The organism is Pseudomonas sp. GW821-FHT01E05 (genome assembly GCF_059422425.1).
In genome coordinates, this window is record NZ_JBWKWW010000011.1 from 102,562 (window position 1) to 117,099 (window position 14,538).

Genomic DNA, 14,538 nt, shown 5'->3' on the forward strand with positions numbered 1-14,538 from the left:
GAAGGCTCCTAAGCCGCCTCGAATCAGCTCGTTTTACGGAACACAAACACCAGACCGACGATGATCAGCAACATGCCGAGCATGCTCAGCGCCGCCAGTTTGTTGCCGAAGAACAGATAGTCCATCACCGCTGTTACCGCCGGCACCAGATAGAACAGACTGGTGACATTCACCAGATTGCCCCGGGCGATCAAGCGATACAGCAACAGGGTCGCCAGCACCGAGACCACCAGCCCCATCCACAACACCGGCACGATAAAACCCGTGCTGTGTTCAATGTGAAACGGCTGGAACGGCACAAACACCCCGCACAACAACAGGCCGGCCAGGTATTGGACTGGCAGCGTGCCCAACGGGTTATCGGTAATGCGCTTCTGCATGATCGCGCCGAACGTCATGCTCGCCAGCGCCAGCAAACCGAAGAGCATCCCGGCCAAGGACATACCGGCCAGGCCAATGCCCTGATAAACCACCATGACCAGACCTGCCAGCCCAAGCCCCAGACCGAAGATCCGGCGCCATGAACGCTGACGCTCCATCAGCACCACGGTGAGGATCGGTTGAACGCCCATGATGGTGGCCATTACCCCGGGGGTGACCTTCAAGTCGAGGGCCAGCAGATAGAAAATCTGATAAGCCCCCAGCAACACCACGCCGGTAGCCGCCGCATAAAGCATCGGTTTGCCGCCACGGGGCAGTCTCAATTTGAGCAATGGCATCAACAGCACCAGCCCGAACAGCGCAATGGCGAAGCGGATCAGCAGGAAGGCAAACGGTGAAGCGTGGGCCAGGCCCCATTTAGAGAAGATCGCCCCGCTGCTCCAGAGCAGGACGAACAGGCTCGTCGAGGCCGCCGCGGCCGCGGATTTTTTCGAAATGACAAACATGGATACCACCTGTAGTCAGGCAAAAACGCCAACTCAGCAAACGCTGAAATTCAGTAGTTTTTTTCAGACGGGCACAGGGAACAGCAAACGAAGCTGATCAGCCCGAAATGCCAACGCCTGGCGGTGATACGACTGCGCACACCGGCGTGCTACTGACAGGTGGGGGGTAATGACTGATCTGCGCAGGCTGTTGCCCCCCGCACGGCACGACGCCAGCGTTGACCGCTGAATCGACTACCGCGTTGATGAGGGAAACCGGCATGTGCTGATCTTTTTGAGGGAAATCAAGGTGGATGTTGAAATGCACCGAGCGCCGACTATAACCAGCGCTCGATGCCTATTGCAACGACTTGCAACGACTTAGCCAAACAACCAGTAACCCAGCAACGTCAGCGCCACCACCGCCAGCACAGGTCGCAGGACACGATACAGTTTGGGATTGCGGCGTTTCCATTGTTTGACCACGCTACTGAAGCGGTCGCTGGAGTTCTTGGTCCAGGCGTAGGCCTGGTTGATCCCTCCGACGCGTTCGTCGTCGAGATTCTGTGGTGCCGTGGCGCGGCCCAGTACGCCACTGACCCAGCGATTGATGCGGGTCATGAGGCGGCTGCTCAGGGGACGCTCGATGTCACAGAACAGGATCACGCGGGTCTTCTCGGTTTCGTTCTTGACCCAATGCACGTAGGTTTCGTCGAACATCACGTCTTCGCCATCGCGCCAGGCGTAGACCTGACCGTCAACGAAAATCCGGCAATCGTCGGAGTTCGGTGTCGACAGCCCCAAGTGATAACGCAACGAACCGGCAAACGGATCGCGGTGTGGGTTGAGGTGGCTACCGCCCGGCAGCAAGGCAAACATCGCGCCTTTTACATTGGGAATACTGCTCAACAATGCCACGGTTTTCGGGCAGAGCACATTGGCCGACGGCAGCGGCTTGTCGTACCACTTGAGGTAAAAACGCTTCCAGCCCTTCTTGAAGAACGACCCAAAACCGGCGTCGTTGTTCTTCTCGGCAGCGCGGATGTAGCCCTCGTCGAACAAGTGCATGGCTTCGTCGCGGATGACTTCCCAGTTGTCTTTGAGTACATCCAGTTCCGGGAACTTGCTGCGATCCAGGTACGGTTTGGATGGCACGCCGGAGAACAGGTACATCAAGGCGTTATAGGGCGCGAACAATGCCGAATGGTTGACGAATTGACGCAATACCGGCAAACGCGCCTTGCCGCGCAAATGCACATAAAGCGTGCTGCCCAGGAACAGCAGCAACACCGACGCCTTGGCGGCAAAGGAAAAGGTCATGCAACAACTCCTTGAAAATAGGCAACTCTGTGCTGCGTCATTTACCCGACATGGCAGCCGGGCATGATAAACACTACCGGCCTCGGGAAAAACCCGCATAACTCAACATTCAGTGTTAAGGGATACGCAATAAAGCACTTATTAACATAAGGCGGTTGAATGGGAGCTGATGTGGGTCAGCACAATTGTGCCCAGACTGTTTGCGACCGCTTCGCGATCGATCGCGGGCAAGCCTCGCTCCTACAGGGATCCGCCGCACCATAGGAGCACTCCTTGCCCGCGAAGGCGTCCTCACAGACGCTAAAAAACTATCGACACAAGATCGTTACTGCTGATTTTCCTGTTCAGTAAACAAATCGCTGAACAACATGCTCGACAGGTAACGCTCACCCGAGTCCGGCAGGATCACCACAATAGTCTTGCCCTGCATTTCCGGGGTTTCGGCCAGCCGCGCGGCGACGGCCATGGCCGCACCACTGGAAATACCGCACAAAATCCCCTCTTCCTGCATCAACCGTAGTGCCATGGTCTTGGATTCTTCATCGCTGACCAATTCGACCCGGTCGACCATCGACAGATCAAGGTTATTCGGCACAAATCCGGCGCCGATGCCCTGGATCTTGTGCGGACTCGGTTTTATTTCTTCCCCTGCGAGCTTCTGAGTGATGACCGGTGAGCTAATCGGCTCCACCGCCACCGACAGAATCGGCTTGCCCTGGGTGTTCTTGATGTAGCGCGACACCCCGGTAATAGTCCCGCCGGTGCCCACACCCGCCACCAGCACGTCTACCGCACCGTCGGTGTCATTCCAGATTTCCGGGCCGGTGGTTTTTTCGTGGATAGCCGGGTTGGCCGGGTTATCGAATTGTTGTGGCATGAAGTACATCGCCGGATCGCTGGCGGAAATCTCGGTAGCCTTTTCGATGGCGCCTTTCATGCCTTTGGCAGGGTCAGTCAGCACCAATTCGGCACCCAGCGCCTTGAGAACCTTGCGTCGTTCGATACTCATGGACGACGGCATGGTCAGCACCAACTTGTAACCGCGAGCTGCCGCGACGAACGCCAGGCCGATACCGGTATTGCCCGAGGTCGGCTCGATAATGGTCATACCAGGCTTGAGCTTGCCGGTGCTTTCGGCGTCCCAGATCATGCTTGCGCCAATCCGGCACTTGACTGAATACCCTGGATTACGCCCTTCGATCTTGGCCAGAATCGTCACGCCACGGGGGGCGATGCGGTTGATCTGTACCAGGGGCGTATTGCCGATGGAGTGGGCGTTATCAGCAAAAATACGGCTCATGACTGGGTCCTTATGCAGCATTGAAGAAGCCTTCAAGGGTATGCCTCGTGCTCATGGGCGTCCAGTCAGCCGAGCGACTGTCGTGTAGAACAATCAATGGCTTAATGCGACTTGAGACTAACCAGCACAACGCATCGGTTGACTAGTTTTTGCGGGTCACTTGATAACGGCCGGTTTCTTCGGCTGCTTGCAGAGCGGGCGATGCCAGCTCCTGCAACGAGTCCCAGCCCAGACAGGCCAGCGCCAGAGACCGAGGCACCGGCTCGCGGCCGTTACTGTAGCGGGAGATGCTACGCGTACTGACCCCCAGCGCTTCGGCGGCCTGGCTAAGTGGCAACCCGGTACGGGCTCGCCAGCCGATGAAGATCCGGGTGTTTTCGTCTGCAGCATTCTGCGCCAGAGCATCCAGGTACAAGGTGTCGGCGCCGATCTGAATGTCCAGCTCCGGCCATTCCACGGTCCAGCCGTCATCACCCAACTCTGCGCCAGCAAACGCTTGCCCATCCTGCAGCGGCAACAGCCCCGGGAATTTACTCGGATCGCTGCTTAAATCCAGGGTCAATTGCTGACCATCGATAAAGGTCAATGCCAGTCTGCTATCAGGCAATACCTGCACGGCCGCCAAGCGTGGCCGTTTCATCGATACCATAGTTTCCACTCCTCCAAAAGTTGCTCGCGATGCGCCCTTACCCATTACAGCGCTTCCTTCTGGATCAGCGCGGGAGCATGGCCCGCCATCACTTCCACTGTTTCCAGGCTAATCATTACATCCACCCCGCCACCGGTCAGATGAACGTGCGGCGGTAAATGGTCCTGTTCCCGCAACTGAATACGGTATTTGTCGCGAAATCGATATTTAGTAGACATGCCGAGCAAGCTATAGCCAAAATGGCGATACATCAATACTGGCTCCCCGCCCTGACTGAGTCAAGATGTGACGCCCCATTCAGAGACTGAATGGGGCGTCTGCGTTCACAGTCGACCGGGCACCGCGTTATAGTCGGACATGACTTTTACTTCGCCCGCCCTGCTTTGCTCAGCTCGGCGTTACCGTTCGAGGATTTGCAGATGAAGTTCGAAGGCACCAGCGCATACGTCGCCACCGATGACCTGAAGCTTGCGGTCAACGCCGCCATCACGCTGGAGCGACCATTGCTGGTCAAGGGCGAACCCGGCACCGGTAAAACCATGCTCGCCGAGCAAATGGCCGAGTCCTTCGGCGCGCGGTTGATCACCTGGCACATCAAGTCCACCACCAAGGCCCATCAGGGCCTTTACGAGTACGACGCGGTCAGCCGCCTGCGTGACTCGCAGCTGGGCGTGGACAAGGTCCATGACGTTCGCAACTACCTGAAAAAGGGCAAGCTGTGGGAAGCCTTCGAGTCCGAGGAGCGGGTGGTTCTGCTGATCGACGAAATCGACAAAGCCGACATCGAATTCCCTAACGACCTGCTGCAAGAACTCGACAAGATGGAGTTCTACGTTTACGAGATCGACGAGACGATCAAAGCCAAAAAGCGGCCGATTATCATCATTACCTCCAATAACGAGAAAGAACTGCCGGACGCCTTCCTGCGCCGCTGCTTCTTCCACTACATCGCCTTCCCGGACCGCATCACCCTGCAAAAAATCGTCGACGTGCACTACCCGGATATAAAGAAAGATCTGGTCAGCGAAGCGCTGGACGTGTTCTTCGACGTACGCAAGGTGCCGGGGCTGAAGAAGAAGCCGTCGACCTCCGAACTGGTGGACTGGCTGAAACTGCTGATGGCCGACAACATTGGCGAAGCGGTGCTGCGTGAGCGCGACCCGACCAAAGCCATCCCGCCGCTGGCAGGCGCCTTGGTGAAGAACGAGCAGGACGTGCAATTGCTTGAGCGTCTGGCGTTCATGAGCCGTCGCGGCACTCGCTGATACTTCTTTTTTACGATCTCAAGGGCGACAGCCATGCTGCTCAACCTGTTCAATGAAATGCGCGCAGCCAAGGTGCCGGTTTCGGTACGCGAACTGCTGGACCTGATCAACGCGCTGAAACAGCGGGTGATCTTCGCCGACATGGACGAGTTCTATTACCTCGCCCGGGCGATTCTGGTGAAGGATGAACGACATTTCGACAAGTTCGACCGGGCGTTCGGCGCCTACTTCAATGGCCTGGAAAAGCTCGACGATCATCTTCAGGCGTTGATCCCCGAAGACTGGCTGCGCAAGGAATTCGAGCGTTCCCTGAGCGATGAAGAACGTGCGCAGATCCAGTCCCTCGGCGGCCTGGACAAGCTGATCGAAGAATTCAAGAAGCGCCTCGAAGAGCAAAAGGAACGTCACGCCGGTGGCAACAAATGGATCGGCACTGGCGGCACCAGCCCGTTCGGCTCCGGTGGTTTCAACCCGGAAGGCATTCGGGTTGGCGATGCCGGAAAACGTCAGGGCAAAGCGGTCAAGGTCTGGGATCAGCGCGAATACAAGAACCTCGACGATTCGGTCGAACTGGGCACCCGTAACATCAAGGTCGCCCTGCGTCGTCTGCGCAAATTCGCTCGCCAGGGCGCGGCGGAAGAGCTGGATATCGACGGCACCATCGACCACACCGCTCGCGATGCTGGCCTGCTGAACATTCAGATGCGTCCGGAGCGTCGCAACACCATCAAGCTGCTACTGCTGTTCGACATCGGCGGCTCGATGGACGCCCACGTGAAAATTTGCGAGGAGCTGTTTTCGGCCTGCAAGACCGAGTTCAAACACCTGGAATATTTCTACTTCCACAACTTCATTTATGAATCAGTGTGGAAGAACAATATGCGTCGCGGCTCCGAACGGACTTCGACCCAGGATCTGCTGCACAAGTACGGCGCCGACTACAAAGTGATCTTCATCGGCGACGCCGCCATGGCGCCCTACGAAATCACCCAGGCCGGCGGCAGCGTCGAGCACTGGAACGAAGAAGCCGGTTATGTGTGGATGCAGCGTTTCAAGGAGAAGTACAAGAAGCTCATCTGGATCAACCCCTACCCGAAAGACACCTGGGGCTACACCGCCTCGACCAACATCGTGCGCGACCTGGTCGAAGATCAGATGTTTCCGCTGACGTTGCGTGGGCTGGAAGAAGGGATGCGCTTTCTCTCGAAATAACCCTCAGTCCTGATCGTTCCCACGCTCTGCGTGGGAATGCCGCCATGGACGCTCTGCGTCCGCTGTTGAGGCTGTGACGCGGAGCGTCACGGGATGCATTCCTACGCAGGAGCGTGGGAACGATCAACATCAAGCAAACCTGCGCAAATACCCCACCTGCTGCTGATGCGCGGTCTCCTGCACCACCGGCGTCAACCGGATCTGCGCACCCGGCAAACACTGCGCCAACCGCGCCAATGCCAATGGCGTCAACGCCCCCAAGCGTGGATACCCACCAATGGTCTGCCGGTCGTTAAGCAGCACAATCGGCTGCCCATCCGGCGGCACCTGAATGGCGCCCAGCGGGATGCCTTCGGAGATCATTGGCTGGCCCTGATACTGCAGCGCGGGCCCAAGCAGACGAATGCCCATGCGGTCAGCACGGCTGTCGACAGTCCAGGTGCTGTTGAAGGCATCGAACAGACTTTGCCCACTGAACTCGCCAATCTGCGCACCGAGCACCACGTCCAGTGGTCGGTTCAATTTGAAATCCGGAATGAGTTCGCGAGGCAGTTCGCGCACAGTCGCAGCTGACGGCACATAACTCAGCTGCGCACCTTTTGCCAACGCCTGCCCAAAACCATCAAGCCCACCCAGCTCTTCACGCACCACCGTGGCACAACTGCCCAGCACCCTGGACGCGCTGAAACCACCTGGTGCCGCCAGGTAGGCTCGTGCTCCGAGCAACGGTTGAGTGAATTGCAGGCGCTGGCCCTTCTTCAAGCTGAAGCTGCGCCACGGTGAAAGAGGCTGGCCGTCGAGTTGAGCACCAAGGTCTGCTCCCGCCAACGCCAGGCAGCAATCGTCCTGCGCCAATAACGTGAAGCCACCGAGAGTCACTTCAATCACCGCCGCGTCCAGCGCATTGCTTAGCAACCAATTAGCCCAGGACATCGACACCCAGTCCAGCGCGCCGCCCTGAGTCACGCCCAGATGCCGCACGCCGAAACGCCCTGCGTCCTGCAGCAGGCACAACGGCGTGCTGGCTTCAATCAATAGACGGCTCATGCCACGCTCTCCAACGGCGAGTCATCACCGCCCAGATTAATGAACTCTGCATGGCTGACGGCCTCGAAGCGCACGGTGTCACCCGGCTGCATCAGGCTGTAGCCGTCGCGTTCCCGGTCGAACAATTTGCTCGGTGTGCGGCCAATCAGGTTCCAACCACCGGGAGAGACCACCGGATAAGCGGCGGTCTGCCGCTCGGCGATCCCCACACTGCCGGCCGCCACGCGCTTGCGCGGCGTACTCAGACGTGGCGCGGCCAGCACCTCCTCCACCAGGCCCATAAAGGCAAAACCCGGCGCAAAGCCCAGAGCGAACACCTGATATTCGCGCTCGCTGTGGCAACGAATCACTTCGTCGACCGCCAAGCCGCTGCGCCGGGACAACAAACCCAGCTCAGGCCCGACGCTTGGGTCATACCAGACCGGCAGCACATGGCTCCGGCCTCTGGCCTGCGGGTTCGGCGTCAGATCGGTCAAGGCCTCGGCAATCAGTTCACGGGCCCGGGAGGGGGTCAGCGCGGTCAGATCGTAATGCACCATCAAGGTCGTATAGGACGGCACCAGATCGATCAGATGCCCGGCGAAACCGCTGCGCAGTCGTTCGCTGGCAGCGAGCATCCACGGCATGTTGTCCTCGGCGATGACGTCGAACAGCCGCACCATCAGACAGTCAATGGCCACCACTTCAACCCGTGGCCTCATGGTTGAGTCTGCTGGTTCAAGGCCTCGCGGATACGCCGCACGGCGGCGACCGAACTGGCATTGTCGCCATGCACGCACAGCGTGTTGGCCTGCAAGTGCAAGGCGCTTCCATCACTGGCGATCAGGTTCTCACCACGGGCAATGATCAATGCTTGCTCGATGATTTTCTCGGGATCGTGATGCACCGCACCCGGTAACTGCCGTGACACCAGGCGCCCGGCGCTGTCGTAGGCCCGATCGGCGAACGCCTCAAACCACAGCGACACGCCGTACTCATCGCCCAGGGCCTGAGCCGCACTGTTGTCGCGGGTCGCCATCAGCATTAACGGTAATTGCCGGTCATAGGCGGCCACGGCCTGGATCACCGCACGCAGTTGCTCAGGATTGGCCATCATGTCGTTGTACATCGCACCGTGGGGTTTAACGTAACTCACGCGACTGCCCTGGGCCCGGCAAATGCCATCCAGGGCGCCGATCTGATAGTGCAGCAGATCCTGAATTTCCTGCGGGGTGCAGGCCATGGAGCGGCGACCGAAACCCACCAGGTCCGGATAGGCCGGATGCGCTCCGACCTGTACGCCATGGGCCAGCGCGAGGCTGACCGTCTTGCGCATGATGCTCGGGTCGCCGGCATGGAAACCGCAGGCAACGTTGGCGCAATCAATGAACGGCATGACCTCGGCGTCCAGACCCATGGTCCAGTTGCCAAAGCTTTCGCCGATGTCGCAGTTCAATAGCAGGCGGCTCACGATGAACGCTCCTGTAGGCTTTTGAATGTTCTTGTGCGGGATCTTTCGTCAGCATCAGGTTATCAGTTACTGCACCTCGAGTTGCTTGCCACGGGCTTCCGGCAGGCTCAGGGCCGCCAGAATCACCACGCCGTAAGAGACCGCTGCAAAAACCCCGATCCCCATGCCCAACGGCACGTTCTGGCTAAGCAGACCCATCAGCAGCGGGAAAAATGCCGCCAACGCCCGGCAAAATATGGCAAATATCCACGTTAACATTATGGGTATGGTTCTGAACCACGACGACGCATATCGTGGATTGGGCGCATTCTTTGGCGCAGGCGCCCTGCCCGTCCAATTAATAAAAACCACCCGCCGAGCAGATGATGGACACCTATCCCTTCGATCGTTCCCACGCGGGAGCGTGGGAACGATCAGCATCACGCCAAACTTACAATCCCCGCAAATCGCGCTCTTCAATCGGCCGGCTCTGGCGCAGGCGTTTGCCGCCCAGTACCACCCAGTCGATCAAGCGAAACAGGCATTCCAGACCGAACGACAGCAGCAACGCACCGCCCATTCCCCAACCCATTGCTTCGGGGTTCAGCAGGATCTGATAGCTGTAGCCGTTCCAGGTTTCCTTGCGAATGTCCGGGTCGGCGGCCAATGCCACCTGCAATGCACGGATGTACCACGGGCCTTGCATGGCCTGGAACTGTTTATCCAGGGCCAACTGGCGCGTGAGCAAAGTACTCAGGCTCTCGGCATCGCTGCGAAACACCGGGTCTTCACTGGCACGGTAATGAGCCACCAACGCTTGCAGGTCGCCCTTGAAGAATTGCCGGGCGGTACCCTGAAAGCCTTGAAGCCCGGTCTGCGCCTCGATCAAGTGGGCTTCAACCCGCTTGGCGTAATCGCTGATGAAACCCGGCACTTGCACACCAACCAACAAGCCAATGGCAAACAACACCAGTCGCAAATAACTGAGCAACATAGGGGGTCCTTATTCGGTCTGGCCCTGACTGACGCATTCGCCGCGTCGCCACAGGCTCCATTGGCCCGGTTCGTAGCGGGTCCAGGTTTCGTTTTCGGTCAAGGGCTCGGTGGCAATCACAGTCACCACGTCATTGGGCGTGGTTTCTGCCTGGAAATCGACGATCACATCGACATCCTTCAAGCGCGCCGGGCCGAACGGCGCGCGGCGAGTGATATGCGCAAGCTTGGTCGAGCAATAGCAGAACAGCCAGTCGCCATCGCTGAGCAGGCAGTTGAACACACCTTTGCCGCGGTATTCGGCGCAGGCGGCCACCAGGTCCGGCAACAGCTGCTCGACGTCCACCGGTTCGGGAAACGCCTGGCGCACACGATTGAGCAAATCGCAGAACGCCGCTTCGCTGTCGGTATCACCGATCGGCCGATAGAAACTGGCGGTGGGCTGCAAATCGGCCAATTGGCCGTTATGGGCGAAACACCAGTTACGCCCCCACAGCTCACGAACAAACGGATGGGTATTGGACAGGCAGACCTTGCCGACATTGGCCTGACGGATATGGCCAATCACTACTTCGCTTTTGATCGGATAACGCTGCACCAGTTGCGCGACTTGCGAATCGCAACTGGCCGCCGGGTCCTGAAACAACCGCAAGCCCCGGCCTTCGTAGAACGCAATGCCCCAGCCGTCACGGTGCGGACCGGTGCGGCCACCGCGCTCCATCAGCCCGGTAAAGCTGAACACGATATCGGTCGGGACATTGGCGCTCATGCCCAATAACTCACACATGCTCGGACTCTCGCTTCAATGCCGGGGCAGGGTTACAAACGCGGCTCGACTCGCAAACGCTGGGGGCTGCCAGGAACGGGTGGGCGGCCATAGCGGTCATCACCGGCGCCACCAAAGGGCTGTTCATCCTCAGGTTCCGGCATCGTAGCCGCAGCCTTCGCAGCCTTCGCGGCCGCGGCCTGCTCGCGGCGGGCTTTGGAAGCGCGCTCGATCGGCCAGCGGATCAACACGAAAACGAGGTAAATGCCAAAGGCAATCATGCTGTACATGAGCAGGTCAGAGATCGCACGCCAGACGTTGTTACCGACCTTGAACAGCAGGTCCAGAGCGGTAATGGCCACGGCCGGGGCGAACTTTTCCTTCACCGGGTCGATAATGGTCGGACTGAACAGCAGCACGGCCATCAGCAGGCGCAATGGCTCGCGCAACCAGCGCCACATCCAGCGGGTCATGCGCATCCATACCAACAGGCAGCCTAAAGCGGCGAAGGCGTAGAGGCCCCAAGCGATCAGATAGTCGTTCTCGGTCATGGTGTCCATGGCAAGGCAGGCAAAGAGACGCTTATGATAACGGCTTTTCGCATGTCAGGCTGCACCGCCGTCGGCGAACCCTTCTTTTGTACAACGTCCGAGAGCCATTCATGCCCCTATCCGCCAACGTTCTCGCTGCCCCGATCGCCCACAAGGCCGATGGTGCTGACCCTTATGCCTGGCTACAGGACCGCGACAGCGCGCCGGTGCTCGACTACCTCAAGGCTGAAAATCGCTACCAGGAAGCGCAACTGGCCGATCAGGCCCAACTGCGCGAAACCCTGTACCAGGAAATCAAAGCAAGAATTCGCGAAACCGACCTTTCGCTGCCCTCGCCCTGGGGCCCGTATCTGTATTACACGCGCACCACCGCAGGTGATGAGTACGCCCGGCATTACCGCTGCCCGCGCCCGGCCGATGACAGCCTGCAGGTCGATGAAAGCCAGGAAGAGCTGCTGCTCGACCCGAACGTATTGGCCAATGGCGGATATTTCTCCCTCGGCGCGTTCAGCATCAGCCCGGACCACCAGCGCCTGGCCTACAGCCTGGACACCAGCGGCGAGGAAACCTACACCTTGTTCGTCAAGGAACTGGCCAGCGGTACAGTCAGCGAACTGTCGTTCGAAAATTGCGACGGCAGCATGACCTGGGCCAACGACAGCCTGACGCTGTTCTTCGGCGAGCTGGACGACACCCATCGCCCGCACAAGCTGTTTCGCTACCGCCTGGATGGCACCGCGGCCGAGGAGGTGTTCAATGAGCCGGACGGACGTTTCTTCCTGCATTGCTACCGCTCCAGCTCCGAACGCCAACTGATTTTGTCTCTGGGCAGCAAGACAACCAGCGAAGTCTGGGTGCTTGACGCCACACAGCCACAGCAACCCTTTACCTGCCTGGCGCCACGGGTCGAAGGCCATGAATATGACGTCGACCACGGCAAGCTCGACGACCAGTGGGCCTGGCTGATTCGCAGCAACCGTGACGGAATCAACTTCGCCTTGTATCAGGCCGCCGACAACGGCGTCGTACCGTCCCAGGATGACTGGCAGAATCTGGTCCCCCACAGCGACAGCGTGATGCTCGACGGCATGAGCCTGAACGCTTCGGCCCTGACCCTGAGCCTGCGCGAAGGTGGCTTGCCAATCGTAGAGGTCCGCCCCCAAGGCCTGCCCGCCTACCGCGTGCAACTGCCCGACGCGGCCTACAGCCTGCATGTGCAAAACAGCCTGGAGTTCGCCAGCGACAAGATCCGTCTGCGCTACGAAGCGCTGAATCGTCCGGCTCAAATCCGTCAGCTTGAGCTTGCAACCGGCGAACAGAAAGTCCTCAAGGAAACCCCGGTGCTCGGCCCGTTCGATCCGGACGCTTATGTGAGTCAACGTCTCTGGGCCACCGCCCCTGACGGTACTCTGGTGCCCATCAGCCTGGTGGTCAAACGCGAAGCCTTGCTCGAAAATCAGGAGCGTAAACCAACACCCCTCTACCTCTACGGTTACGGCGCCTACGGTGAAAGCCTCGATCCGTGGTTTTCCCATGCGCGCCTGAGCTTGCTCGATCGCGGCGTCGCCTTCGCCATCGCCCATGTGCGGGGAGGCGGTGAACTGGGCGAAGCCTGGTATCGTGCCGGCAAGCAGGAACACAAACACAACACCTTCAGCGACTTCATCGCCTGCGCCGAACACCTGATTGCCAAGGGTTTTACCACCTCATCGCAACTGGCGATCAGCGGCGGCAGCGCTGGCGGCCTGTTGATTGGCGCGGTGCTCAATCAGCGTCCGGAGCTGTTCCAGGCAGCGATTGCCGAAGTACCGTTTGTCGACGTGCTGAACACCATGCTCGATCCCGACCTGCCGCTGACCGTCACCGAATACGACGAATGGGGCAATCCTGAAGAGCCTGAAGTCTATGACCGGATAAAGGCTTACGCGCCCTACGAAAACGTCAGTGCCCAGACCTATCCGGCAACCCTGGTGATTGCTGGCTACAACGACAGCCGCGTGCAGTACTGGGAAGCTGCTAAATGGGTGGCCAAACTGCGGGCGACCAAGAGCGACGACCATCTGCTGCTGCTCAAGACCGAACTCGGCGCTGGCCACGGTGGCATGAGCGGTCGTTATCAGGGACTGCGTGACGTGGCGCTCGAATACGCATTTGTTTTTAAGGTATTGGGCATTGCCTGAGGAACTCCACCCGGCGTCCCGGTCTTAACACTGGGCCGCCGGGGTTTGGCGTTTCATCCAACGCCCGGAACAGTAACAGACACAAAAAAAGACTGTGATGACATGTCAGAACCCACTTTACTGAACAACGAAATCCGCGACTGGCTGATGGACTGCGGCATGTTCGATCAGCTGTTGCCGGTCGACTTCAGCACCGCTGCCGGCTACTTCAGCATCAGCGCCATCGCCCAAGGCAAAGAGATTTTCCATGAGGGTGATGCCGGCAGCTTCATGTGCATCATCCACACAGGCCAGGTCGCGGTGCAAAAGACCAACGGCGAAGGCCAGCAGGTGACCATCGCGACTCTGCGCAGTGGCCGGGCCTTCGGTGAGATGGCGGTGCTCGACGGCGAACGGCGCTCGGCCAGTTGTGTCGCCGCCAGCGATTGCCAATTGCTCAATCTGGGCAAGGACTCGCTGGAAAAGATGCTCAATGACGCCCCGAAAATCGCCGCCAAGATCATCCGTGCCATCGCTATTGCGCTGTCCAAACGCCTGCGCATGGCTGATGGGCAACTGCTTTCGCAGCAGGTCTAACCGCCGGGCGTCTTGGCTTTCTGCTGATTCTGCTCCAACCCCGGCAAGGTCTGATCCTTGGGCGGATTGGGCATTTCGATCGGTGGCAGCAAAGGCGAACCGGCGCTCCCGCCACCCGCCCTGGGCACACTCCTTGGTGTAACCTGCGGATACGGCGTAGGTGTCGCGGTGCCCGGCGAACCTGACGCCGGCTCGGGTGTAATGGGGACAGGTTGCAGCTCTTGCGCCCGCGCTGCACTTATCGAGAGCGCGGCCAACACAATGGCCGTTAGAATAGTGCGCTTCATCAATGGCTCCGTTGCCCTTGTTGGGGTCTTCAGGCTACTCCCAACCGCGCAGTTTTGCCCTTCTCAATGCCAGTTTTCCCTCCCTAATGAGAGTCCC

At 59.1% G+C, this 14,538-nt stretch carries 16 protein-coding genes and 1 pseudogene; 4 read left to right on the forward strand and 13 right to left on the reverse strand.

Annotation, left to right across the window (positions count from 1 at the left end; all coding sequences use genetic code 11):
* Nucleotides 1-23: 23 nt before the first annotated feature.
* From AC07W5_RS22945 to AC07W5_RS22965, 5 genes are all read right to left on the reverse strand, one after another.
* A complete protein-coding gene (locus AC07W5_RS22945) occupies nucleotides 24-887 on the reverse strand; it encodes a DMT family transporter (protein WP_494994595.1) in 864 nt (287 codons plus the stop codon).
* A 360-nt stretch (nucleotides 888-1,247) separates the two neighbouring features.
* Nucleotides 1,248-2,186: an aspartyl/asparaginyl beta-hydroxylase domain-containing protein gene (locus tag AC07W5_RS22950; protein WP_495024387.1), complete on the reverse strand. Its 939-nt coding sequence runs from the start codon at nucleotides 2,184-2,186 to the stop codon at nucleotides 1,248-1,250.
* A 325-nt stretch (nucleotides 2,187-2,511) separates the two neighbouring features.
* Nucleotides 2,512-3,486 (reverse strand): cysteine synthase A, encoded by a 975-nt coding sequence (gene cysK / locus AC07W5_RS22955; protein WP_494994593.1) that lies wholly within the window; start codon nucleotides 3,484-3,486, stop codon nucleotides 2,512-2,514.
* Between the two features lie 142 nt (nucleotides 3,487-3,628).
* The gene (locus tag AC07W5_RS22960) at nucleotides 3,629-4,135 is read right to left on the reverse strand and encodes a DUF2442 domain-containing protein (RefSeq protein ID WP_495011611.1); all 507 of its coding nucleotides are present in this window, start codon (nucleotides 4,133-4,135) and stop codon (nucleotides 3,629-3,631) included.
* A 44-nt stretch (nucleotides 4,136-4,179) separates the two neighbouring features.
* Entirely contained in the window at nucleotides 4,180-4,353 is a 174-nt protein-coding gene (locus tag AC07W5_RS22965) for a DUF4160 domain-containing protein (RefSeq protein WP_495024431.1), read from the reverse strand.
* Nucleotides 4,354-4,554: 201 nt separating this feature from the next.
* Between AC07W5_RS22965 and AC07W5_RS22970 the strand changes: the two genes are divergently transcribed.
* Both AC07W5_RS22970 and AC07W5_RS22975 read left to right on the forward strand, forming a co-directional pair.
* Nucleotides 4,555-5,400 carry an AAA family ATPase gene (locus AC07W5_RS22970; RefSeq protein WP_495024388.1) on the forward strand — a complete coding sequence of 282 codons (846 nt, stop codon included), beginning with the start codon at nucleotides 4,555-4,557 and terminating at the stop codon, nucleotides 5,398-5,400.
* 33 nt (nucleotides 5,401-5,433) lie between these two features.
* Nucleotides 5,434-6,612: a vWA domain-containing protein gene (locus tag AC07W5_RS22975; protein WP_495011609.1), complete on the forward strand. Its 1,179-nt coding sequence runs from the start codon at nucleotides 5,434-5,436 to the stop codon at nucleotides 6,610-6,612.
* Between the two features lie 129 nt (nucleotides 6,613-6,741).
* On the opposite strand, the gene AC07W5_RS22980 is transcribed toward AC07W5_RS22975, so the two are convergent.
* The 7 genes and pseudogenes from AC07W5_RS22980 to AC07W5_RS23010 form a co-directional block, all read right to left on the reverse strand.
* Nucleotides 6,742-7,659, reverse strand: a complete 918-nt coding sequence (locus AC07W5_RS22980; protein ID WP_495024389.1) for a 5-oxoprolinase subunit C family protein — start codon at nucleotides 7,657-7,659, stop codon at nucleotides 6,742-6,744.
* Complete coding sequence (gene pxpB / locus AC07W5_RS22985) at nucleotides 7,656-8,360, reverse strand: 5-oxoprolinase subunit PxpB (RefSeq protein WP_495011607.1); 705 nt, start codon at nucleotides 8,358-8,360, stop codon at nucleotides 7,656-7,658. The genes AC07W5_RS22980 and pxpB overlap by 4 nt, the downstream gene beginning before the upstream one ends.
* Entirely contained in the window at nucleotides 8,357-9,109 is a 753-nt protein-coding gene (locus AC07W5_RS22990) for a 5-oxoprolinase subunit PxpA (protein WP_494994587.1), read from the reverse strand. The genes pxpB and AC07W5_RS22990 overlap by 4 nt, the downstream gene beginning before the upstream one ends.
* 66 nt (nucleotides 9,110-9,175) lie before the next feature.
* A pseudogene (locus AC07W5_RS22995) lies at nucleotides 9,176-9,400 on the reverse strand (MFS transporter); the annotation flags it as partial.
* Nucleotides 9,401-9,539: 139 nt separating this feature from the next.
* Nucleotides 9,540-10,082, reverse strand: a complete 543-nt coding sequence (locus AC07W5_RS23000; protein ID WP_495024390.1) for a DUF2937 family protein — start codon at nucleotides 10,080-10,082, stop codon at nucleotides 9,540-9,542.
* Between the two features lie 9 nt (nucleotides 10,083-10,091).
* Complete coding sequence (locus AC07W5_RS23005; protein ID WP_494994585.1) at nucleotides 10,092-10,868, reverse strand: class II glutamine amidotransferase; 777 nt, start codon at nucleotides 10,866-10,868, stop codon at nucleotides 10,092-10,094.
* 32 nt (nucleotides 10,869-10,900) lie between these two features.
* Nucleotides 10,901-11,407 (reverse strand): MFS transporter, encoded by a 507-nt coding sequence (locus AC07W5_RS23010; RefSeq protein WP_494994584.1) that lies wholly within the window; start codon nucleotides 11,405-11,407, stop codon nucleotides 10,901-10,903.
* 101 nt (nucleotides 11,408-11,508) lie between these two features.
* Between AC07W5_RS23010 and AC07W5_RS23015 the strand changes: the two genes are divergently transcribed.
* Both AC07W5_RS23015 and AC07W5_RS23020 read left to right on the forward strand, forming a co-directional pair.
* A complete protein-coding gene (locus AC07W5_RS23015) occupies nucleotides 11,509-13,578 on the forward strand; it encodes a S9 family peptidase (protein ID WP_495011604.1) in 2,070 nt (689 codons plus the stop codon).
* A gap of 102 nt (nucleotides 13,579-13,680) precedes the next feature.
* The gene (locus AC07W5_RS23020; protein ID WP_494994582.1) at nucleotides 13,681-14,154 is read left to right on the forward strand and encodes a cyclic nucleotide-binding domain-containing protein; all 474 of its coding nucleotides are present in this window, start codon (nucleotides 13,681-13,683) and stop codon (nucleotides 14,152-14,154) included.
* Here the strand turns inward: AC07W5_RS23020 and AC07W5_RS23025 are convergent.
* Nucleotides 14,151-14,441, reverse strand: a complete 291-nt coding sequence (locus AC07W5_RS23025) for a hypothetical protein (RefSeq protein ID WP_494994581.1) — start codon at nucleotides 14,439-14,441, stop codon at nucleotides 14,151-14,153. The genes AC07W5_RS23020 and AC07W5_RS23025 overlap by 4 nt on opposite strands.
* Nucleotides 14,442-14,538: the final 97 nt, after the last annotated feature.

Coding starts and splice junctions, on each gene's coding strand:
- AC07W5_RS22980 (WP_495024389.1), bottom strand. CDS start 7,659: ATGAGCCGTCTATTGATTGAAGCCAGCACGCCGTTGTGCCTGCTGCAG.
- AC07W5_RS22975 (WP_495011609.1), top strand. CDS start 5,434: ATGCTGCTCAACCTGTTCAATGAAATGCGCGCAGCCAAGGTGCCGGTT.
- AC07W5_RS23020 (WP_494994582.1), top strand. CDS start 13,681: ATGTCAGAACCCACTTTACTGAACAACGAAATCCGCGACTGGCTGATG.
- AC07W5_RS23015 (WP_495011604.1), top strand. CDS start 11,509: ATGCCCCTATCCGCCAACGTTCTCGCTGCCCCGATCGCCCACAAGGCC.
- AC07W5_RS23010 (WP_494994584.1), bottom strand. CDS start 11,407: ATGGACACCATGACCGAGAACGACTATCTGATCGCTTGGGGCCTCTAC.
- AC07W5_RS22960 (WP_495011611.1), bottom strand. CDS start 4,135: ATGGTATCGATGAAACGGCCACGCTTGGCGGCCGTGCAGGTATTGCCT.
- AC07W5_RS23005 (WP_494994585.1), bottom strand. CDS start 10,868: ATGTGTGAGTTATTGGGCATGAGCGCCAATGTCCCGACCGATATCGTG.
- AC07W5_RS22970 (WP_495024388.1), top strand. CDS start 4,555: ATGAAGTTCGAAGGCACCAGCGCATACGTCGCCACCGATGACCTGAAG.
- AC07W5_RS22950 (WP_495024387.1), bottom strand. CDS start 2,186: ATGACCTTTTCCTTTGCCGCCAAGGCGTCGGTGTTGCTGCTGTTCCTG.
- pxpB (WP_495011607.1), bottom strand. CDS start 8,360: ATGAGGCCACGGGTTGAAGTGGTGGCCATTGACTGTCTGATGGTGCGG.
- AC07W5_RS23025 (WP_494994581.1), bottom strand. CDS start 14,441: ATGAAGCGCACTATTCTAACGGCCATTGTGTTGGCCGCGCTCTCGATA.
- AC07W5_RS22965 (WP_495024431.1), bottom strand. CDS start 4,353: ATGTCTACTAAATATCGATTTCGCGACAAATACCGTATTCAGTTGCGG.
- AC07W5_RS23000 (WP_495024390.1), bottom strand. CDS start 10,082: ATGTTGCTCAGTTATTTGCGACTGGTGTTGTTTGCCATTGGCTTGTTG.
- cysK (WP_494994593.1), bottom strand. CDS start 3,486: ATGAGCCGTATTTTTGCTGATAACGCCCACTCCATCGGCAATACGCCC.
- AC07W5_RS22945 (WP_494994595.1), bottom strand. CDS start 887: ATGTTTGTCATTTCGAAAAAATCCGCGGCCGCGGCGGCCTCGACGAGC.